Genomic DNA, 23,281 nt, shown 5'->3' with positions numbered 1-23,281 from the left:
TAATGAAAAACTCCATAAATAAGGTTTCAAAACTACATAATTTTCATTATTTAGCAAGGAACCCCATAAAATATTTTAATATTTGAAATTAATTATCTCTGAATATAGAACCCTTATTCATAATATCATTAGGGTCAAAAGCTTTTTTCAATTTTTCTAATATATAATAAGCACTGCCATGCTCTTCTTTAGTCCATTCTGTTCTATATTTTCCTATACCATGATGGTGACACATAGAACCACCAGCCTTTAAAGTTTCTTCTACTATCATAGCGTTCAAAGGTATATGGTATTCATTTATTTCATCTTCAGGTTTGCAGTTTATATTATAATCATATACGAAATACAAGTTAGTACCATTCGGATAGCTATGAGATGAATGAGCCCCCAACATTGTTATATCTTCCATATGAGAAAAATCTTTTTTAATTCTTGCTATACAATTATCATATATCTGTTTTATAACACCCCAAGAACCTGAAACCTCTGTAGTATATCCTAATCTGTGATTAGCTTTCATATCTGCTGTTTCAGCATCTATTTTATCCTGTCCCCAGCATAAATTTGCAAACCAATTTTCTATAAGTTTAGGATCAACACTTTCAACACCTTGATATTTTTCTACTATTTTTATAATCTCCTCTGAAGCAGCTTTTGCTACAGAAGCAAGTCCCTCAGTAGCAAATGTTAAAACACATTTACCTTCATGCCAAGCAGAAAAATGCTGACGTGCATCTTCTTCTGAATAAACGCGACATAGAGAAGGGCGTAAACCATTAACTATTATTTCACGAATAATATCCAAGCCTTTATGCATATCATCTATTTTCCAACCTAAATAAACCATGTTTTCAGGCATATATTTGAACATCTTAATTGTAACTTCTGTTATATAGCATAAAGTACCTTCATTACCTGCTATAACATGACGAATATCAGGACCAGCAGATCTTCTTGGAACATTTTTTATTCTAGTAATTGTACCATCAGGGAAAACTGCCTCTAATCCAATTATCATGTCTTCTATAGCACCATAATATGTAGATAATTGTCCAATACTTCTTGTAGCAACTAAACCGCCCAATTGAGCCTGAGGTTTTGATTGAGGGGAATGTCCAGTGGTATATCCCATACTTCTAAGTTTATCTTCCAAATCGCCTAAAACTACACCGCATTCTCCTGTTACCTGCATAGATTCTTCATCTATTTTTATTACTTTTTTCATTAAAGATCCATCTACAACAACAGAATCTTTAACAGTAGTTTCCAATCCGCCTTCAGTTGCAGTACTTCCAGTTCTAGCTACACAGTTAATTTTATTATCATTTAAAAACTTTAATACTTTTGAAACTTCTTCAGTACTTTTTACTTTAACAACAGCAGCAGGGTAGGGTAGGGAATATATACCAAAACCTTTTGAAGGATACTTTCTAAATCTATCACAGCTATTTTCTTTTAAAGTTTGTTCATCTGTTAAAACCTGATCTTTAGGAAGCATATTTAATAAATTCTTAACTATTTCCTCTCTCGATAATTTACTTTTAGATTCATGAATTTCTACTTGTTTCCATTTCATAGTTTACTCCTTTGATTTTTTATATATATTAATTTATTTCAATTATCTTACCAAGTATCCACCATCTACACACAAAATATGTCCATTAACATAATCAGATGCTTTACTAGCTAAAAATACAGTTGTACCCATTAAATCATGTGTATCACCCCAACGATTAGTAGGTATATGATTCAATACTCTTTGATTAGTTTCTGGATTAGCTCTTGTATCTTTAGTAATAGGTGTAGCGAAATATCCTGGAGCAATACCATTAACCTGTACATTAAATTGAGCCAATTCATCACAATAAGCTTTAGTAAGTCCTGCAATACCATGTTTTGAAGCAGAGTATGCTGGAGACCATTGACCACCTAAAAAACTAAACATAGAACATATATTAATTATTTTTCCACTTTTTTGAGGTATATAATAATGGGCTACTTCATAACTCATTTCAAAAGCGGCAGTCAAGTTTAATGCTATCATTTTGTCCCATTCATCTCTTGTAAAATCAAGAACATTAGGTCTGTTTATACACATACCAGCACAGTTTACCAAGATATCAACAGAACCAAACTTATTAACACATTCCTGAACTATTTTTTTAGGAAACCCTTTTTCAGTCATATCTCCTATCATAGTTTCCATCTTCACATTTCTAGCTTCTACAAGTTTTTTTGTTTCTCCATTATCATCCATAATAGTAGGAGCAAATATGTTTGCACCAGCTGTAGCCAAAGCTAATGAAAAAGCCTGCCCTAAACCTGTATTTCCACCAGTAACTATCGCATTTTTGCCAGACAATGAAAAATAATTCATATTAAAATCTGTTATATTGTACATAATTCCTCCAAAAAATAATTATATTTAATTCTTATGTTTAATTAGTATAGAAATTTAATCATTATTGTCAATAAATTTTAAATTTTTTTTAATAAAAATTTAATTTTTTGATAAAATTATCAATAATATTGATTTTATATATAAAAAAAATATATGCTAATTATAAATTAACGCAAGATTTACTATTCATATTTGATAATTTTATTAATCAAATATATAATATAGAGAAAATGTATTTTAATTTTATTAGGATAATTAGGGTAATTATGAAACAAGTGATAGAAAAAAAATATTTATTAAATTTTATTTACAAAAATGTGAATACTAATATTAATTCTTTAAAAGAAGAATTTAACATTAGTACATCAACTGTATACAGGCTTCTGCATCAATTAAGAGATGAAAATTGGATAGTAATAGATAAAAATAACATAATATATAAACCTTTTTCATATATAAATATACAAGAAGACAATACTAAAAACATAATACAAAATGCAATAGCTTATAAATCACATGAACTTATTAATAATGGTGATGTTATATGCTTATCTGGAAGTTCTACAACTATGTCTTTAATGATACCTTTTATAGTAATGAATAAAGAAAATATTACAATGATAAGCAATTCTGTATTGGTATTAAAAAATTATTTAGATTACTATAACTTAGCAGTAGAAAAAAACATAATTCTTCTAGTAATAGGTGGAACAATAAAAAAGCAATTCTATGCATTTAATGGGGAATATGTGGATAATATAGCTAATAATTTGAATATAGAAAAAGCATTTTTTGGAACTCAATCCATAGATCCACAAAGAGGATTATTTATGGATACATTATTAGAAAATATGGTTGAAAAAAAACTTATGGAAATTTCAAAAAAAAATTATTTAATAGCTAATTATGAAAAATTCCAAACTAAAGGATTATTCAAATGGGCAGACTTAAATGAATTAAATGGAATAATTAGCGATATCAATTTAGATGATATAGAATTTTCAAATAAGAATATAGAAAAATATATTATGAAAATTGAAGATATAAATTGGTAATATATTTATAATACTTTAATAAAAATCATTATAAAAACATAATATTAAAAATATGATTCAATATGCTGATTTATGAATTGACAAAATAAAAATGTTTATATTTACTTAATATGAAATTATATGAGCAAATTTACAGAATTAACAAACAGATTTAGTAGGTATAGTTAGAAGCTAATAGATTTTGCGAAGGTGTTTTTATTAGACTGACTTTATAACAGATATATATAATAAAATAGATTGAAAGAGTTACAGAATTAGATACTTGATAATGACATTAGAAAAATAAAAAATATATTCCGATAATGTATATTATGTTAACTTATATATTATTTTTTTATTGCTATATGATTAACTAATAACTAATTTATCAAAAGCATTTTACAATAAAAAACAAATTCAAGTTTTAATAATACTTTGATATTTGATATATTATTGAAGTTTTTTATATTTTATAGTATAATCAAAAATTAAATATAATAATTATGGATAATTAATAATGAAAAAAATAACACTTTTAATATTAACCTTATTAGCAATACTCATAGCTTGTAAAAATGACGGTGGGTCTATATATGCTATGGAACAAAGATATAAAAATTTTCTTAATATACTTCCTGATGATGTAAAGAATGATTACACATTAAATTCCGATAAATATGGTAATATGTACAAGGAATGGATTGATGAATTCAATACTTGGACTGATAATACAATAAATACTGAAAATCAAAAAGAACAAGAAATATCATCTAGAATAACACCTGATAAAATAGAATATGCTCTTGAAACTTTAACAAGTAAAGACTATGAAAGAAATTTACCTGCAGAACTTATGTCTAAAGTAAAGGCTCATACAGATCAATTATCATTAAAAATAAAAGAATTAGAAAAAGATGAGGATTTCGCTAATTCTATGATGAAGCTTAAGAATGATGAAGCTGTAGAGAATTTTACAACAGAGGATACTATATTTTATTATGTTTGGAATTATTTAATAACTATAGAAAGACTTAGAAGATTTCAATAATTTTTATAATTAATTTGGAGTTTATATGTATAAACTAATAGTTGATATAATTGCTAGAATAATATTTGTTAGAAAATATAGAGAAAATTTTTTAAAAAGTGCTTTAAATAAAGAGAAGTATAAATATAAATGTAATGTATGTGGAAATATGGCTGTATTCTTAATGGCAGGTTCAAATCCATTATCAAATAAAAAATGTTCTATATGTGGTTCTACAGAAAGAAATAGACTTCTATATATGGCTTTGCAAAATTTTTATTTAAATGATAAATTAGATAAAAAAATAAAATTATTGCATACAGCACCCGAAGAATGTATATATAAATATTTGTCAAAAAATAAAAATATAGAATATTACCCTACAGATATATCACCATATTTATATCCTAATGTACCTTGTATAGAGGCGGATGTTACTAATTTACCTTTTGAAAATAATTTTTTTGATTTAATTATATCGAGTCATGTTATAGAACATATAGAAGATGAAAATAAAATTTTAAGTGAATTTAATAGAGTTTTAAAAGATGATGGATTAATCTTTTTATCATTTCCATATTCTCCACAATATAAAAAAACATTTGAAGATGCTTCTGTGAATACTCCTAAAACAAGTTTAGATCAAACTTTATATATGTCTTTAAAATTTAGTTTAAAAAATATGTTATTAATTTTGAGAAAAAAATGAGTAAATCATATTCTTATTTTTTAAGAATTTCCTAAAAAACTACTACCTATTCTAACCATATTAGAACCATGTTTTATAGCTAACTCATAGTCTGATGACATGCCCATAGAAAGAATTGATAAAACATTATTATATTTTAAATTTATATTTTTATATACTGTATTTAATTTCTCAAATTCTTCCTCTACAACTAGTGAATTATCACTATATTCAGCCATACCCATTAAACCTCTTACTGATATATTTGACATTTTTGAAATATTCTCATACACTTCCATATAATTATTAATATCAAATCCACCTTTTTGCTCTTCATTACTTATATTGAATTGTAATAATATATCCTGTATTTTACTATTTTTATTGGCTTCTTTATTTATTATTTCAGCTATATCCATAGAATCAACACTTTGTATTAAATCTGAATACTTCACTATATACTTTACTTTATTAGATTGTATTCTCCCTATGAAGTGCCATTTCACATTATCTTTAAAATTATTTATCTCCCCTACTCTATCCCTTAAACTTTGAGCCTTACTTTCAGCCAATGGCAAATCTATATTTAATGACAAAAATTCTTTTATAGTTTCTATAGATGAATATTTACTTACAGCTATTATATTTATATCATAATCAATATTATATTTTTGTTTTATAATATTAATATTATTATTTATAGCATTATATCTTTCTAATATATCATCTCTAAACATAGCAATACCTACCCTGCAAATTATAAATGTTTTAAAGTTTTTTTCAATAACTATAATTAATAACAAAAAATAAAATAATAAAGCAAAATAATAAAAATACGATTTATAATATATTGAAATTTTATATAATTCATGTTAAGTTAACATAATACATTTTAATTAAAATAACTTATACGAATTATGGAGAAAAGAAATGAGAGTTCAAGAAAGAAGAAACAGAGAAATGAATTTAAATAGCCTATTAATGACATCGCAAGATGCTTCTATGAAAGTTGCTGTATCATCATCTCCGTTTGCAACTATGTTGGAAGAGGAAAAAGAGATTAAAAGATATTCTTATGAATTAGATGAATTAAAAAGACAAATTTACGATGCTGGAAATTTACTAGAGAAAAGTGCCAACATAAAAGATTTTCAAAAATTCAGAGATTTAATAAGAGCATTAACCGATAAACTCGTAAAAGATGCCTACAGAATAAGAATTGTATCTTCGTATATGAGAAGGGGACGCGAATATCAGGTGGTTTCAAAAATCAATGAAGAACTTGACTCTTTATACAAATTGATAATGTCTGAACAAAAGAATCATATAGCCATAGCAAATAAAGTTATGAGATTAAAAGGCTTGGTATTGGATTTAATGTCATGAATATATTGGCATTTGATACTGTATCAAGCAGTTTTTCTATAGCCCTAAAAAAAAATGATAATCCTATCTATGAATACAATAAAGAAAATGTAAAAAATCACAATGAAGAAATACTTCCTGTTTTGGATAAATTACTAAAAGAAAATAAAATATCATTAGATGAAATAAATTATATAGCATTAGGAATAGGTCCAGGATCTTTTACAGCATTGAGAATAGCATTTGCTACTATAAAAAGCATATGTTATGTTAAAAAAATTCCAATTATAGGTATTTCAAGTTTAGAAACATTATACCAAAATATAAAAAATTATGATGGAATAAAGGCTGCTATGATAGATGCCCGCAAAGGAAGCATTTACACAGATATATATTTGAATGATAAAAAAATAAAAGAAAATTTAGATTTAACATATAAAGAATTTATAGATATAATTGATTCCATAGAAAATTCAAATAAAAGCATTACCCTATGCGGAGATGGATTTCATAAAAATCAAGATTATTTCTTGAAAAATTTAAAAAACCATGATATAAACATACTAGAAAATTCATCTAATATAATAAAAGCATCAAACACTATAAAATTATCTATACCAAAAATAGAATCAAATAATTTCAATGATATTTTTAACTTATTACCTATGTATGTAAGAAAAAGTGAAGCAGAAAATAAATTATAAAGTTGTATAAAAGCTTTTTTTTATACAAAAATATACGATAATTATAAAAATATATAATAATTAATATGATATTATAAAAAATATATCTTGACTTCATAGAAAAATATTGTTATTATGTATTCAAATAATACTAAAAAATTATTGGAGTTTTAAAGTGAGAAAATTGCAATCCTTGAAAGTTAAAATACCATTTTTTATAATGTTACTAGTTACTGTTATGACTATAATATTAGTAACTATTATAGTCAATATAGGCTCTCAAGGAATTAGAAATTCATCTATATTTGGATTTGAATCAACAACTAAAGTTTATTCTAGGATGATTAACGTATGGATAAATCAAAATATATCATTTTGTGAATCAATAGCTTCAAGTTTTTCTGAATTAAGAAATTATGTAAGTTTAAGAACACCTGAAAATAAAGCAATAGCTGAAAATATATTAGAAAATGTAGCTAAAAATAGTCGTAATATTGAAGGTATGGCTTTGTTAGATAGTCAGGGAAATGTTATAGCAGATAGTATGAAAGGAGAAATAGTAAAAGTTGCTAGAAATTTTAATGGAACAGAATTATGGCAAAAAATCACATCTGGTAATTCTTCTATGCATTATACAGTAGATAAATCACCAGCTGACCCTAATAAATGGGTTGTCAAAATTTTTTCTCCTTTAAAAGATGATAGAGGCTCTGTTATAGGCTCTCTTTCTCTAATGGTAGATTGGCATGAGTTTATAGATAAAGAATTAGGTTTAGTAAAATTTGGAAATACAGGACATCCATTCATTGTAGATAAAGATAGATGGGTTATTGCAGATCCTATACCTTCACATATAAGAAATGAAACTTTAAGAAACGCTGATTATATTAAACATGCAGTTGAACATGATTCTGGATATTATGAGTTTAAATCCCCTTTCAATTCAAAAGATTCTATATCTACTTTCTACAAAGAACCTATTTCTGGTTGGTCAGTAGTTATGAGTATAGAGTCAAGCGAATTATTTTCTCATATAATAGCAATGAAAAAATATGCTATTATAGGGACTATAGTAATACTTATTATAGCTTCAATATTTATAACTCAATACATAAGTAGAATTACTACAATAATTCATAAATTATCAATAGATTTAACTAGACTTTCTACTGGAGATTTAACTATAACTGCTCCTCCTGGATTTGAAAAGAGAAAAGATGAATGGGGCGAAATTGCAATTGCAATCATTGAGGTAACTGATAAATTAAACGAAAAAGTAAAATTAGTATATGACGGAGCTTATACAGTAAAAGCATCTGCTAATGAAGTTTCTCAGGGTAATATAGATTTATCAAATAGAACGGAAAATCAGGCATCTGGACTTGAAGAAACAGCTTCATCTATGGAAGAAATTGCTTCTACAATAAAATCATCAGCTGAACATACATTAGAAGGTAATAATATGATGATTAGCTCTAGAAAAGCGATTGAAGAAGCTGGAAGAATTATAGAAGAAAGTACTCAAAATATTGAGGCTGTTTATGAATCAAGTTCTAAAATCAGTGCTATTACTAAAATTATTGAAGATATAGCATTCCAAACTAATATACTTGCTCTTAATGCTGCTGTAGAGGCTGCACGTGCTGGTGAGCAAGGAAGAGGTTTTGCTGTTGTTGCTTCTGAAGTTAGAAACTTGGCTCAAACAACTCAAACTTCAGTAAAAGATATTACTACATTGGTTGCTGATTCTGAAGAAAAAATAGCTGCTGCTACAGAAACAGCAAGAGAATCTAAAGAAATATTCCAAAATTTAAGAGTACAAATAGAGGAAACAGCAAAAATAATGCAGGATTTAAGTTCTACTGCTATGGAACAGCAGGCTGGAGTTGACCAAGTTAATATAGCTATTACTCAAATGGATATGACTACTCAGCAGAATGCTGCTTTAGTAGAAGAGGCTACAGCTGCTTCTGAAGCTTTATTCTCACAAGCTGAAGAATTATTATCAGCTATGGAATTCTTCAAATTAAGAGGTTCTAATTATAAAAAGGACATAAGTAAAGTTGAAAGAAAAAAGGATTCGCCTACTACAGATTCTAAAGCAGTTCAGGAAAATAAACCTACTAAATCTTCTAAATCTGATTATTTGACTAAAAAACCAGAATTGAAGAGCCCTATAAAAAAGCATCATGAGGAAAAAATCTCTGTTATGCCTGATAAAACTGTAAAAGATAATGAGTTTGGAAATACATTTGATACTTCTAAAGATACTTCTGATGGTTTTGAATCATTTTAATCTTTAATAAAAATAAATAAAAGCGATGGTAATTATCATCGCTTTTTTATTGTCTAAAATTCAATTCATATATATTTAAAATCAATTCAACAATATTATCAAAATTATTATTTTCACATTTAATTGATAATAGCCGATCTTCATTTATACTTAATTTATAAGCCTTATCATAATAATAAAGCATATTAAGTACACATTCATATATATTACCATTATCAAGAAACTCTAAAGATTCCTTTAATCTTTCTCCACCCAAACGTTTTTTTATTTTGATTATAGACTCTTTCAAGTCATTAATACTATACTTACCATAAGTGCTAACTATATATTCTGCTCTATACTCTTTTGGTATATCCAAATATATTATTTTTTCTGCATCTCTCATTTTATCAAATAAAGGCTTTGGTATAGCACGCTTTCCTATGAGCAGACTTTCATCTTCAAGCCAAATAATGGAATTAGTATCATATTTTATTAGCTCATAAGATAAATCATTCTCAAATTGTTCCTGTGTGGGCTGTTCTCCCTCATTTATCCATCCGAATGCAGAACCTTTATGTTTTGCTATTTTTTCTAAATCTATAACATTATGACCTAAAGACTTTAATTTATTTAAGATTAAAGTTTTACCGCTTCCAGTTCTTCCTGTAAGTAAATATAATCTATAATCTCTATTAAAAGAATCCAATACATAGTTTCTATATCTCTTATAACCGCCTCTAAGCAAATAAACTTCATATCCATAACTAGAACATAACCAAGCTACGGATTCGCTTCTCATACCACCCCTAAAGCAATGCATAAGTATTCTATTGTTTGAGTTATACTCTTTTGATATATTATCTATTGACTTTAGAATATCAATCATTCTTACAGATACATATTCTAAACCTTTTAATACAGCTTCTCTCCTTCCTGCTTGCTTATAAATAGTACCTACATCTTTTCTCTCTTCATCATTAAATAAATATACATTATGAGCATTTGGAATATGAGCATGATTATATTCTATTGGTGAACGCACATCTATTATAGGAAGTTTAGCACATATCTGTAACTCAAAAAATTCTTCTATATCAATAACTTTAACCATAATAACCTCTTAGATATTATGCTAAATATAATATAAAAAAACTTAAAAAAGTAAAGTAATTAATTTATAACATAACTATATAAAAACCAATAATGTGAAAAAGATCCCATCAAAACAAATATATGAAAAACATCATGAGTAAATTGTTTAGTTTTATCATTACATTTTTTTCCCAAAGCATATAAGAATGCTCCTATAGTGTAGAATATTCCGCCCCATATAAGCCAATTCAAATGCAAAACATCAAAATTATTTATTAAAGGTTTGAAAGCAAATATTATAATCCAGCCCATAAATATATATAAAACAAGTCTTAACACCAAATTTTTATATTTGATAATAGTATTTGAAAGCACGCCTATAAAAGCACATAACCATATAACAGATAATATAAGTATTCCAATATTTCTAGGTAATGAAAATATACATAAAGGCGTATAAGTAGCTGCTATAAATATATATATTCCTATATGATCAAATTTTCTAAATAACTGTTTAACATTACCATCTGGAAAAAAATGATATAAAGAACTAAATATATATAAAAATATTATACCTATTCCATAAATGATTATAGGAATAGGATTAGAATTAGTCTTTATTAGCATAAGAACCAATCCAGCAATAGCCAATAAAGCACCTGCACCATGAGATATTGCAGAATAAACCTCCCCTATTTTTTTGGATTTTATATATTTATTTGGAATATCATTATAAGAAGCACTTTTTTCCATCTATTCTCCTCAATTTTTTATATATTCTAATTCATATATAAAAAAAATAAATGAGAATAAATAACTATATTATATAATAATAAATAGCATGTTATAACTATAAAACAGAAATTAAAAAACATTTTATACATTTCAAAATAATTTACCAACTATTTCCAAATTATTCCAATCAATTTCATGTTCTGTTGGTATGGGATAAGATGCCCAATTGACATTTATAGCTGGAATCCAATTTTTATAAGATCCATAGCCATTTTTTATAAGCCAATGTAATAATCTAGTTTTATAATCATTTCCATAAGTTTTTGCTATATATAAATTATCATCTTTTACCATTAAACCTATAGGAAGATAAATACTTCTATTTTTAAAATCTCTAGAAAAATGTTTATTAACATAAAGTGTATTATTATCATTTTTAGTTAAAGCATCTATATATAAATTAAATGCTGGAAGACTTTCTACAATATAATTTTTTAATGTAGAGTTCTTATAATAAAATGCTTCATTAATTTCTTTCATTAAAAACAATTTATATTTTATTTTCCTTTTATAGCCGTATACAAAAAAGTTGATATCTCCATTTTCATCAAATCTATAAATATTTTGATAAATATCAGAAGCTATTTTATTGGATACGTTTTTTTTCCAGTATACTGCATTATTATTTAAATAAATTTCTGGAGAAGTTAAACATGACAATATAGAAAGAAATAAAGGGAATAATAAAAATAACTTCATAATAAACTGCAAATATATAACTACTCAATATAATATACTATATGAAATATTTATCAACAAATTTATAATTTGATAATGTATATTTTTCTATTATTTTTAAATTATTATAAAAAATAATACTTGCAATAATATCAACTTAAAAATAAAATATAGTAGCTTTAAATTTAAAATTTTAATAACGGAGCATGAAGAATAATGATTAAAAATATAGCCCATATAAAGTTTAGGGGTTCTAATATAGGAAAATTTGAGCATATGCATATAGATAATATAAAAATAAAAGACGCATGTGTAATAGAAACTGATGAAGGTATAGAAATAGGACATGTACTAAACTTTGAAGACATAGATATAGATTTACTTGAAGCTGAGAATAATACTGAAATTATATCAGAAAGCAATGAAGAAATTCAGGAAGATAATGAACATATAAATAATGAAGAAGACATATCTGAAGAATTAAAAGATATGGAAGCTGCTGAAAAAAATAATAATATAAAGATTAAAAACAATAAAAATAAAATCTTTAATATTATTAGAATAGCTGATGAAAAAGATTTACAGCAGTATCAAACTAATATTGAAGATGCATCTGAAGCATTAAAAATATGCAAGGAAAAAGTAAATAATCATAATTTAGATTTAAAATTAATAAGTTCTTACTATTTCTTGGATAGAGCAAAATTATTATTTGAATTTATTGCCGAAGAAAGAATAGACTTCAGAGAATTAGTTAAAGATTTAGCCGCACATTTCAAAACAAGAATAGAATTAAGACAAATAGGCGTAAGAGATGAAGCAAGATCAATAGGAGGATGTGGAATATGCGGAAGAGAGTTATGCTGTAAAGTTATAAAAGGGAAATTTGAAACTATAACAATAAAAATGGCAAAAGAACAGGGTATGCTTCTAAATACGGTAAAAATATCAGGACAATGCGGAAGACTTATGTGCTGTTTAGCTCATGAATATAAGGCATATTGTACTCTTAAAAAAGATTTACCTAAAGTAGGTACTAAATTAGTATTTAATAGTGTACCTGCCATTATAAAAGATCTGAATCCATTAAATAAAAAATTATTAATAGAAACAGAAGATAAAAGATTAATATATATTGATGTAAATGATTTAAAAACAAATGAAGAAGGTTTTTTAATTGCAAATATAAAAGCAGAATAAAAAATATTTTTTAATTATAAAATAATTAAATGGAGTTTATATATGTCAAAGAAAGTTATGATAAGTGGAATACAGCCTACTGGTTCTCTTCATATTGGAAACTATCTTGGAGCTTTGAAAAATTGGGCTAATATACTTGATGATTATTATGGATTTTTTTGCATAGTTGATTATCATGCTATAACAGTTGAATATGATGTAACACAAATGCAAAAAAGAATAATGGATGCGGCTGTGGAATATTTAGCTTCAGGATTAGATCCAAAAAAATGTTCTATATTTGTACAATCTGATGTAAGAGCACATACAGAACTTGCTTGGATATTTAATTCTATTATACCTGTAGCAGAACTTGAAAGAATGACTCAATATAAAGATAAATCAAGAAAAAATGTTGAAAATATCAATGCTGCACTTCTAACCTACCCTTCTCTAATGGCTGCTGATATATTACTTTATCATCCTGATATTGTACCTGTTGGAGAAGATCAGCAACAGCATGTAGAACTTACTAGAATAATAGTGAGAAAATTCAATAATAGATATGGAGAATATTTTAAAGAGCCTGATACATATCATGGAAATGTTTTAAGAATATTAGGTTTAGACGGTAAAAACAAGATGAGCAAATCTCTTAATAATCATATACCACTATCTTTAACTGCTGAAGAAACAGAGAAATTAATAATGCAAAAAGCTATGACTGATACTAATAGAAAACTAAAAACAGATGCTGGAAATCCTGATATATGTAATGTTTATAGCTATCATAATATTTTCTCAACAGAAGAAGAGCAAAAAGAAATTTGCGAAGGCTGTAAAAATGCTTCCATAGGCTGTGTACAATGTAAAAGAATGCTTGCAAAAAATATTAATAATGAATTAGCACATATCAGAGAAAATATTAATAAATATTCTAATGATAAAGATTATGTTTATGATGTATTAAAAGAAGGTGCTAAAAATGCTTCTGAAGTTGCTGAAAAAACATTGTATGAAGTAAGAGATTTAATGGGATTAATAGATAATAAAAGAAAATAATCATGTATTAATTATTTATTGCCAATAGTCAAAGGTGCACTTTCATTATGAAGTCTGTCTAATGCTGTAATATAATAGATATAATTCTTTTTAGGATTAGCTGTTTTATCATTATAAACAATAACAGAATTTATATTAAAATTAGTTCTTCTTATCTTGTCTATTAGTAGTATATAATTTTCATCTGTATCTTTTCTATATATGGCATAGTATACAGAAGTACTTTCTACAGCACAATTATATTTATCTGTTTTATATTCGCCTGAATCGGTAAAGCTAATTTCTACACTATTAAATTTATTTTTTATATATGCATTTGTTAAACCTATAGGGGAAGTATTTAAATCTTTCATTGTATTCATAATAGGTATTATAGATTTAAAAGGATAATTATTTTCTTTCAAATAAATCAAAGAATCATAACCAAAACCTTTAGTATAAATATCATCTTTATACATATTTCTCATAGTAAAGAACACAGAACCCTTTACATAATCATATCCATTATCTCTAATATAATTAACCTGCTTTGACATTAAATCTATATTCTGCCATGGCTCAACATTTGTATCCCTTCCCATCTTATATAGAGGATGTCCTACATATAAATCAGCTAATTTACCATTTGATGATTTTTTAGCTTCATTAATCCACCAATCAGCTATAATATTAAAAGGTGCTGTTTCATGCTTATCACTCCAATAAATTTGAGGTATTATTGCATCTACATACATCTCATTTATTCCATCTTTTTCTGTTGCATTTTTTAATGTTGAAGTTTTCTCTCCATTAAGCAACCATAAAAGAACATCAGCATGCAAAGCATCAAAATTAGGATTATAAGACTGAGTATCGCTTCCATATTCGTATCCATTATAATCAGACAATTTTTCTTTATTTCTCCAAACTCCAGCAGGAGATATAGTCCATTTTACATAAGGTTTTCTTAATTTTATTTCTTTATATATAGAACTTACTAGAGTATTAATATTATTTCTTCTCCAAGCATAAAGTCCATTTACTCCATAATCATCATAATTTGTATTAGCAGGATCATAACCTTCAGATTTAGCATATTTAGATGCACTTACTTCATCTTTCCAATATTTATATGTTTTATCCTCTATCATATTCTGATAAAAATAATCATCAAAATGCACACCGTCTATATCATAATTCTCAACAACTTCCATAATAGAATCTATAACATACTTTGAACTTATAGGCTCGCCTGGATCTAAATAAAGTTTATTATCATACCAATGAATAGGATTTAAATTATTTGAATAATGATAAACATGAATAAAATTCTTTTTTGAAAACTGTTCGTCATAACTTTTATTAGTATCATAAGTAACAGCTATTCTATAAGGATTAAACCAAGCATGAACTTCTAAATTTCTTTTATGTGCTTCATCTATTATAAATTCAAGCATATCCGTTTCAAAAGGATAATCATCTTTTTCATCTACACTATTCTTACCAAAAAAATATCTAGTAGTAGGATTTATTTTTGAAGGAAATATAACTCCTGCATCAGGCTTTACCTGTACAAATACAGCATTAAAATTATTTTCATATAAAGTATCCAAATATTTTAAAGCTAATTTTTTCTGTTCTTCTTCGCTCTTACCTTCAAGAGGCCAATCCATATTATTTACTGTAGAAAACCAAGCCCCTCTCAATTCTCTATATAAAGGATTAAAATTCTTATTTTCATCTATATTTTCTATGAGCATATCTTTAATATCATCATTTACAATAATTTCATTTTTATCACAGCCATAAATTGATAATATTAAAATAATAAAAACAAATAACTTTTTCATAAATATAAAACTCTCTAGTATATAGATTACTATTCTAGTATATAAAAAATATAATAACAATCAAGTAAAATAAATGCTGAATAATTTTATATATATAATACTATTTAAGCATATTCAATTTCTATTAAAGATCTCAATGAACTCTTAGCTTCATTTAAAAATCTCTGATTAGGATCTACTTTATAATCTTCACCGATTTTGAATACCTCAGTACCACTTTCCGATTTTAATTTCAAGAATATAGTATAATCTCCGGGATTTAAAGATATGGCATTTTGTAAGCATAATAAATCCATATCATCAAATATATTCTTATTAACATATAAAGCCAATTGTTTCTTTCCTCTATTATTATGTTTCACAGCTATACTATTATTAGGTCTGCTTGTAAATGAAGCATTAGAAACAACATTATCAGATCTTTTAATATCATTCTCTTTATTAGAAGTATTTTTAAATGGAGAATCATTTTTATTTACAGAAACCATTTTATTTTCAGATGTAATTTCAGAAGATGTTTCTCTTTTTATATTATCTCTTTTTACTTCTTTTAATTTTAAATTTTTATCCTTCAAATAAGAATCTAATAATTTTATATCAACTATATTATTGTATATTTTATCAGAGAATCTATTTTTATCTCTTCTTCCTTTTATCAATATACCTGTCTGTTCTTCAAGCATATCTCTAAACTTTTCTATTTGATTATTTGAAGTAATATAGAATAAATAATCATTAAATAAATCCATAACCTTCAAAGTAATCATAGGAGTATTTTTCTTACTTGTAGATTCTGATACTGATATAATAACGCAAGGAAGAATAAATTCATCTTTGTCCTTAAGATTATCAATATCCAATGTTGTATTAAAATATTTATAATCTATTTTAGTAATATATCTAGCAAAAGGATGATATCTAAGTGAAAAACCTAATACCTCTTTTTCATTTTCCATCAAAATATTATTTGAATATTCTACCTGTTTTTCTATAACTAAAGATGCACTTCCAGTATCATCTTCAGACATAGAATCAAAAAGCATAGTTTGTCCTGATAAAGTTTCTTTTTGATAATTAGAAGCATGTGCGAGTATTGCATCTAAAGAAGCAAGTAATGCACTTTCAGTATGACCGAATTCAGAGAATGCTCCGCATTTAATTAATGTTTCATAAACTTTTCTATTAACTAAATGAACATCAACTCTTTTAACAAAATCTTCTAAATTTTTGAATTGTCCATTTTTATCTCTCTCATCCTGAATAGCCAATGCAGCATGAAGACCTACACCTTTAACTGCATGTAAAGCATAAACTATTTTTCCATTTTTCTGAGAAAATAAAGCATCGCTTTCAAAAACATTAGCTGTAATTATATCTATATTTTTCTGCTTAACTTCATTTAAATAAAGAGCTATTTTATCTGTATCGGCTATAACAGTATTAAGTAAAGCCACATAGTATTCCATAGGATAATGAGCTTTTATATAAGCCTCTTGATAAGCGATTAAAGCATAACAAACAGAATGTGATTTATTGAAACCATATTCAGCAAACCCTTTCATAGTATCAAAAAGATAAGTTAATAATTCTTTATCATATCCTCTTTCAATTCCTCCATTAATGAATTTCTCTTCCATAGAGTTCATTTTCTCTACTATTTTTTTACCCATAGCCTTTCTTAAATCATCAGCTTCAGCAGCAGTAAATCCACCTATAACTCTACTTATAGCCATAATCTGCTCTTGATATATAAGTACTCCCTGACTTTCTTTAAGTATAGGCTCTAAATCAGAATGTTTGTAAACTATCTCTTTTCTTTTATTTTTTCTATCAGCATAATCTTTATCCATACCAGAGTTCAAAGGACCTGGACGATATAATGCTACACTTGAAACTAAGTCATCAAAAGCTGTAGGCTGAATATTTATGAGCATCTGACGCATACCTGGGCTTTCAAATTGGAAAACTCCGCCTGTATCAGCCTTTCTAAATATTTCATAAACAGCTTCATCATCTAAAGGAATACTATCTATATCTATTTCAATACCATATCTTTCTTTTATATCTTTAACAGCATCTTTTATAAGTCTTAAGTTTTTGATGCCCAAAAAATCCATCTTTATGAGTCCAGCACTTTCAACATAATTCATCTCATATTGACAAGCTCTAGTTCCTGTTTTTGAATCCTGATATACAGGTGCCAAATCCATGATGGGTTTTGAAGATATAATAACACCAGCAGCATGAAGTCCTACATTCCTTACTAAACCATCAAGTCTTGTAGATATCTCATACATATTTTTTAATTCTCTGCTATTATCAATCTCCTTCCTAAACTCGGCACATTCAGGATCATCATATATATCAACTACTCTTATATTATTAGGTATACTCTTTGCAAGTCTGTCGGCAGTTGCTAAATCTATACCCATAACACGGCAAACATCTCTTATAACAGAGCGTCCGCCCAAAGCACCAAAAGTAGCAATCTGAGCAACATTATCCTTACCATATTTCTCTTTTACATAATCTATTATTACTTCCCTTTTATCATCTTGGAAGTCAACATCTATATCAGGCATGCTTTTTCTTTCTGGATTGAGAAATCTTTCAAAAAGCAAATTATAATCTAAAGGATTAACTTTAGTAATTCCTGTAGCAAATGCCACTATTGAACCAGCAGCACTTCCTCTTCCAGGACCAACAGCAACATCATGATTTCTAGCATAATTTATAAAATCCTGAACCACAAGGAAATATCCTTCAAATCCCATTTTAGCTATAACACCTAATTCCATTTCAAGTCTGTCCATAGCTTCTTTTGGTATATTATTATTATAATACTTATTAAGCCCATCTATACACATATTTCTTAATGCTATTGTTTCAGTTTCACCATTTGCAAGTTCATAATTAGGCATATAATAAGTTTTTGTAGTTATATTTAAATCCTTACATTGTTCTGCTATTTTTACAGTATTTTCAAATGCCTTTGGAAGTTTAGAGAATGACTTCATCATCTCTTCTTCACTTTTTAAATGGAATTCATTACTTGGAAATTTATATCTTCTTGGAGAATCTAAAGTAGATTTTGTTTGTATAGCTAAAAGTATTTCATGAGCCTTTGCATCCTCTTTTGAAACATAATGAACATCATTAGTAACAACCAATTCTATATTATGATGATTTGCCAATTTATATAAAGCTGTATTTAATGATTTCTCTTCTGGAATATTATGATCCTGAAGTTCTATATAAAAATCTTCTCCGAAAATAGATTTATAATATTCAGCTAATTTTGATGCTTGTTTATAATCTTTTTTTCTTATAGCTATAGGTATTTCTCCACCCATGCAGGCTGAAAGACAAATTAATCCTTTATTATATTTTTCTATCAATTCATGATCAACTCTAGGACGATAGTAAAAACCTTCAGTATATCCGAAAGTTACTAATTTACATAAATTATCATAACCTTCTTTATCTTTTGCAAGCATAATAAGATGCATAGCACTTTTTTCTTCTGTATTCTCAAGTTTTTTATCGAATCTAGTTTTAGGGGCAACATAAAGTTCACATCCTATTACAGGTATAATTCCCTTATCTTTAGCTTCCGAAAAAAACTCCATAGCACCGAACATATTACCATGATCTGTTATAGCAATACCAGGCATTCCAAGCTCTACTGCTTTATCTATTAATCCAGGAATAAGTCTTTTCTTCTTATCTTTTTTTGAATAAAGAGATTTGATACGGGAAGCTCCGTCAAGTATTGAATATTGTGTATGTACATGCAAATGAACAAATGACATATTAAACCCCTATTTGATATTATTATTCTATATCATTTAACTTAAATATCAAGTCAAATTCATAAAAAATATATGAATAGTCTTTATTTATTTACTATAAATATTTACGGTATATTTATTATAAAATAAAATTAATATATATTTTTTTATATTTTTATTATTAAAATTTGACAATTTTTCTTTTACAGTATAATTTAAAATAGAGTTATTTTTATTGAAATAAAACTTAACTATGTTATAATATATATATAAATTAAATTCTTAAGGAACTAAACATGGCTACAACCCCTATAAAATTTATGGATGTTAGATTCATCAATCCATTTATTGTATCTCTAGTATCAATATTCAAAGAAATGGCTGGTCTTACTATGGAAAAAGGTACTCTTGTAAAAGGACAGGGACGTAAATTATTCTCTGGATATGGAGTTGCTATAGGAATTGTTGGCGATGTTAATGGTCAGGTGTTATACGAATTCCCTGAAAACTTTTCTCAGCTTCTTACTGAAAATCTTACAGATAAAAAACGTGGTGAATATGATTCTGAAGATGAATTTGAAGATATGATGAGAAGTGTTATTAATGAGATGGGAAACACTATAAGTGGTCTTGCTATAACTAAATTAGCAGAAGAAGGAATAAGTTGCGATATCACTCCTCCAATACTATACTTTGGAAAAGAAATACAAATTATACCTAAAAACTTACAAACTATAATTATTCCTTTCCAATCTACACTTGGATTCGTTAGTGTTAATATTGCAATGGATGCATAATTAATATTAAATGATAAAAAATATAATTTATACATTTATCATAATATTTGTATTAATGTCTTGTACAAATACTATAAATGATAATATAATACAAACAAATAATACAGAAAATAATAATTTAAATATAAATGATAAGTATAAAATCATACCAAATGCATTAAGACTGCAATTATTATCAGAATATACAAAAATACATTATGGAAATAAACTTATATATTTAGATAATCCACAAATAATAGTTGTTCATTCTACAGAAACACCTAATTTAAAAATAGCGGTAAATATATTTGAAAAAGATATTTTGCATGGAAGACCTGATATAGAGTCTGGTGGAGAAGTTAATGTAGGTACTCATTTTCTTGTAGATTTTGACGGTAGTATATATTCAAGCACTCCAATAGAATATATAGCTAGGCATACTGTAGGATTTAATTATACATCTGTAAGTATAGAAAATATAGGATATGCAGATGAATTGACAGAACAGCAGTTGGAAGCAAATGTCAAATTGATAAAATATATAAAAAATAGATATAAAAGTATAAAATATGTAATAGCCCATTATGAATATAAAAATAAAACCTATCCTCATTATTCTCTTTATAAAGAACTAAATACTAAATATATTAATCCTGCCAAAAGAGATCCAGGGACTAATTTTATGGAGAAGCTTAGAAAAAGAATATAAAATTTAAGGTTGCTGATTTATGGAAATACTACTAGTTTATTTATTTGAAATACTAACAATTATAATTCTTATTATGTTATCAGCATTATTCTCTGGAAGTGAAACTGCATATACTTCTATAGATGATGTTACTTTAATGCGTCTTGTTAGAGAAAAAAAGATAAAAGAAGAAGATAAAAAATATTGGGAAAAATCAAGCTCAATGATACCTAGTTTATTAGTTGGTAATAATATAGTTAATATAACTGCAAGTTCCATAATAACCGTATTTGCTGTTAGGCTGGCTGATATACTTCCTAATGTATCAACTAATTTAATGGTTACAATATCTACAGCTATAATAACTATACTTATTATAATATTTGGTGAAATACTACCTAAAGTACTAATGAGAGTTAATGCTGAAAAGATGATACCTTATTTATTATATTTTATGAAATTTTGTTATTTTATATTCAAGCCCATAACTTTTTTGATGGACAAAGTTACAACTTTTATAATGAACTATTTCGTACCTAAAAAATTAAGAAACACAGAAAAGAGAAGTGCATTATCAAGTATGGATGATATAACAACAATAATACATTTGGGGCATAAAGAAGGTATTATAAAGGAATATACTCATGAACTTTTAACTGGTGTAATAGATTTCAGAAATAAAACCGTAGAAGAAATAATGACACCTCGTGTAGATATGGTATGCATTGAAGCTGAAACTGATGTAAGCGAAATAATTAAACTTACCGTAGAAACAGGGCTTTCAAGATTTCCTGTATATGAAGAAACAGTTGATCATATAATAGGAATTTTTCATACTAGAGCTTTATTCAAAGAGTATGTAAAAGGAAACGGAAAAATAAATAAAATAAAAAAGAAAGCAATAGATTATATTATGCTTCCGTATTTTGTACCTGAAACTAAAACTATAAGTAGTTTATTTAATGATATGCAAAAAAAGAAACTTCAAATGGTCATAACAATAGATGAATACGGTGGAACTTCTGGACTTGTTACTATGGAAGATATCATAGAAGAAATAATGGGAGATATAGAAGATGAAAGCGATAAAAAAGAAGCTGATGTTATAAGATTCAAAGGAAAAAGAATAATAATAAATGGTAATGCTTCTATAGAAGATGTTAATAAAAATTTAAAATTGGAACTTGAACATGAAGAATATCAAACTATAGCTGGATATGTATTGGATATGCTGGATCATATACCTGAAACTAATGAGCGTTTTATTTTGAAAGGATATAGAGGAAGAATTATGAAAGTAGAAGACAGAAGAATAGTAGAAATCGAATTTACTCCTCTAAAATATATAAGAGCTAATGAAGAAAATTTGGAAATGTATGATATTCATGATACAGAAAAAAATGATTTAGAAATTTTAAATGAATAAGATAATCAAAAATATATAAAAACTATTACTAATTAGGAAAATAATTATGATAAAAAAAATAATCATTGCTTTATTTTTAATACTATTATACTCATGTTCTGATAATAAACAGAATAAAAAAGATGAAGAAATGAAAAAGTCGTCTAAAAGTGTTAAATTGGTATTTACTGGGGATATTATGACGCATCCTACACTCGTAGACGCTTTCAAAGGTAATGATGTTTTAATAGAGTTAAAAGATTATTTTCAAGGCAATATAGTATTTGCTAATTTGGAATTTGTTGTTAATACCAATAAGCCTCCAATGCCGTATCCTGAATTCAATGGATCAATAGACTATTTACAATACTTCTTTAATTATTTCAATACTTTTTCAATAGCAAATAATCATGCATATGATCAAGGTGCTCAGGCTGAAGCTGAAACAGTAGCTGAACTTCATAGAAACAATAAATTAACTTTAGGAGGTTCAACTAACTCTCCTAACAT

General features: G+C 26.4%; 20 protein-coding genes. 12 read left to right on the top strand and 8 right to left on the bottom strand.

Annotation, left to right across the window (positions count from 1 at the left end; genetic code table 11):
- Positions 1-88: 88 nt before the first annotated feature.
- Together Q1J76_RS04170 and Q1J76_RS04165 are read right to left on the bottom strand one after the other, a co-directional pair.
- A complete protein-coding gene (locus tag Q1J76_RS04170; RefSeq protein WP_300367250.1) occupies positions 89-1,576 on the bottom strand; it encodes an FAD-binding oxidoreductase in 1,488 nt (495 codons plus the stop codon).
- Positions 1,577-1,618: 42 nt separating this feature from the next.
- The gene (locus Q1J76_RS04165) at positions 1,619-2,401 is read right to left on the bottom strand and encodes an SDR family NAD(P)-dependent oxidoreductase (protein WP_300367247.1); all 783 of its coding nucleotides are present in this window, start codon (positions 2,399-2,401) and stop codon (positions 1,619-1,621) included.
- 266 nt (positions 2,402-2,667) lie between these two features.
- Between Q1J76_RS04165 and Q1J76_RS04160 the strand changes: the two genes are divergently transcribed.
- The 3 genes from Q1J76_RS04160 to Q1J76_RS04150 all read left to right on the top strand — a co-directional run bounded on the left by Q1J76_RS04160 (position 2,668) and on the right by Q1J76_RS04150 (position 5,171).
- Positions 2,668-3,456 carry a DeoR/GlpR family DNA-binding transcription regulator gene (locus Q1J76_RS04160; RefSeq protein WP_300367244.1) on the top strand — a complete coding sequence of 263 codons (789 nt, stop codon included), beginning with the start codon at positions 2,668-2,670 and terminating at the stop codon, positions 3,454-3,456.
- Positions 3,457-3,952: 496 nt separating this feature from the next.
- Positions 3,953-4,483, top strand: coding sequence for a hypothetical protein (locus Q1J76_RS04155; RefSeq protein ID WP_300367241.1), 531 nt, complete (start codon positions 3,953-3,955; stop codon positions 4,481-4,483).
- Between the two features lie 25 nt (positions 4,484-4,508).
- Positions 4,509-5,171, top strand: coding sequence for a class I SAM-dependent methyltransferase (locus Q1J76_RS04150; protein WP_300367238.1), 663 nt, complete (start codon positions 4,509-4,511; stop codon positions 5,169-5,171).
- Between the two features lie 20 nt (positions 5,172-5,191).
- Here Q1J76_RS04150 and Q1J76_RS04145 read toward each other — a convergent pair whose 3' ends face one another.
- Positions 5,192-5,887, bottom strand: a complete 696-nt coding sequence (locus Q1J76_RS04145; protein ID WP_300367235.1) for a YggS family pyridoxal phosphate-dependent enzyme — start codon at positions 5,885-5,887, stop codon at positions 5,192-5,194.
- Between the two features lie 193 nt (positions 5,888-6,080).
- Here Q1J76_RS04145 and Q1J76_RS04140 point away from each other — a divergent pair, with 193 nt between their 5' ends.
- The 3 genes from Q1J76_RS04140 to Q1J76_RS04130 all read left to right on the top strand — a co-directional run bounded on the left by Q1J76_RS04140 (position 6,081) and on the right by Q1J76_RS04130 (position 9,494).
- Complete coding sequence (locus tag Q1J76_RS04140; RefSeq protein WP_300367232.1) at positions 6,081-6,536, top strand: YaaR family protein; 456 nt, start codon at positions 6,081-6,083, stop codon at positions 6,534-6,536.
- On the top strand, positions 6,533-7,219 hold the full coding sequence (tsaB, locus tag Q1J76_RS04135) for a tRNA (adenosine(37)-N6)-threonylcarbamoyltransferase complex dimerization subunit type 1 TsaB (protein ID WP_300367229.1): 687 nt from the start codon (positions 6,533-6,535) through the stop codon (positions 7,217-7,219). Before Q1J76_RS04140 ends, tsaB begins: the two co-directional genes overlap by 4 nt.
- Positions 7,220-7,373: 154 nt before the next feature.
- On the top strand, positions 7,374-9,494 hold the full coding sequence (locus tag Q1J76_RS04130) for a methyl-accepting chemotaxis protein (protein ID WP_300367227.1): 2,121 nt from the start codon (positions 7,374-7,376) through the stop codon (positions 9,492-9,494).
- Between the two features lie 46 nt (positions 9,495-9,540).
- Here the strand turns inward: Q1J76_RS04130 and mnmH are convergent, their stop codons facing one another.
- The 3 genes from mnmH to Q1J76_RS04115 all read right to left on the bottom strand — a co-directional run bounded on the left by mnmH (position 9,541) and on the right by Q1J76_RS04115 (position 12,062).
- Entirely contained in the window at positions 9,541-10,587 is a 1,047-nt protein-coding gene (gene mnmH, locus Q1J76_RS04125; RefSeq protein ID WP_300367224.1) for a tRNA 2-selenouridine(34) synthase MnmH, read from the bottom strand.
- A gap of 59 nt (positions 10,588-10,646) precedes the next feature.
- Positions 10,647-11,321 (bottom strand): PAQR family membrane homeostasis protein TrhA, encoded by a 675-nt coding sequence (gene trhA, locus Q1J76_RS04120; protein ID WP_300367221.1) that lies wholly within the window; start codon positions 11,319-11,321, stop codon positions 10,647-10,649.
- A 132-nt stretch (positions 11,322-11,453) separates the two neighbouring features.
- Positions 11,454-12,062 (bottom strand): hypothetical protein, encoded by a 609-nt coding sequence (locus Q1J76_RS04115; protein WP_300367219.1) that lies wholly within the window; start codon positions 12,060-12,062, stop codon positions 11,454-11,456.
- Positions 12,063-12,257: 195 nt separating this feature from the next.
- Here Q1J76_RS04115 and Q1J76_RS04110 point away from each other — a divergent pair, with 195 nt between their 5' ends.
- Both Q1J76_RS04110 and trpS read left to right on the top strand, forming a co-directional pair.
- Positions 12,258-13,241, top strand: a complete 984-nt coding sequence (locus Q1J76_RS04110) for a PSP1 domain-containing protein (RefSeq protein WP_300367216.1) — start codon at positions 12,258-12,260, stop codon at positions 13,239-13,241.
- Between the two features lie 42 nt (positions 13,242-13,283).
- Entirely contained in the window at positions 13,284-14,282 is a 999-nt protein-coding gene (gene trpS, locus Q1J76_RS04105; RefSeq protein ID WP_300367213.1) for a tryptophan--tRNA ligase, read from the top strand.
- Between the two features lie 11 nt (positions 14,283-14,293).
- Here trpS and Q1J76_RS04100 read toward each other — a convergent pair whose 3' ends face one another.
- Complete coding sequence (locus tag Q1J76_RS04100; protein WP_300367210.1) at positions 14,294-16,111, bottom strand: glycoside hydrolase family 10-like protein; 1,818 nt, start codon at positions 16,109-16,111, stop codon at positions 14,294-14,296.
- 104 nt (positions 16,112-16,215) lie between these two features.
- Complete coding sequence (gene dnaE / locus Q1J76_RS04095) at positions 16,216-19,923, bottom strand: DNA polymerase III subunit alpha (RefSeq protein WP_300367207.1); 3,708 nt, start codon at positions 19,921-19,923, stop codon at positions 16,216-16,218.
- Between the two features lie 275 nt (positions 19,924-20,198).
- Between dnaE and Q1J76_RS04090 the strand changes: the two genes are divergently transcribed.
- The 4 genes from Q1J76_RS04090 to Q1J76_RS04075 all read left to right on the top strand — a co-directional run.
- Positions 20,199-20,699 carry a chemotaxis protein CheX gene (locus Q1J76_RS04090; RefSeq protein ID WP_300367204.1) on the top strand — a complete coding sequence of 167 codons (501 nt, stop codon included), beginning with the start codon at positions 20,199-20,201 and terminating at the stop codon, positions 20,697-20,699.
- Positions 20,700-20,709: 10 nt separating this feature from the next.
- Entirely contained in the window at positions 20,710-21,387 is a 678-nt protein-coding gene (locus tag Q1J76_RS04085) for a peptidoglycan recognition protein family protein (protein WP_300367201.1), read from the top strand.
- 19 nt (positions 21,388-21,406) lie between these two features.
- The gene (locus tag Q1J76_RS04080; protein WP_300367198.1) at positions 21,407-22,792 is read left to right on the top strand and encodes a hemolysin family protein; all 1,386 of its coding nucleotides are present in this window, start codon (positions 21,407-21,409) and stop codon (positions 22,790-22,792) included.
- Between the two features lie 46 nt (positions 22,793-22,838).
- A partial coding sequence (locus tag Q1J76_RS04075; RefSeq protein ID WP_300367195.1) for a CapA family protein occupies positions 22,839-23,281 on the top strand: 443 nt, incomplete at its 3' end.

The sequence above is a fragment of the Brachyspira sp. genome (assembly GCF_029258575.1).
In the GTDB taxonomy this organism is placed as follows: Bacteria; Spirochaetota; Brachyspiria; order Brachyspirales; family Brachyspiraceae; genus Brachyspira.
This window is presented reverse-complemented; position numbering and strand designations above follow the sequence as displayed.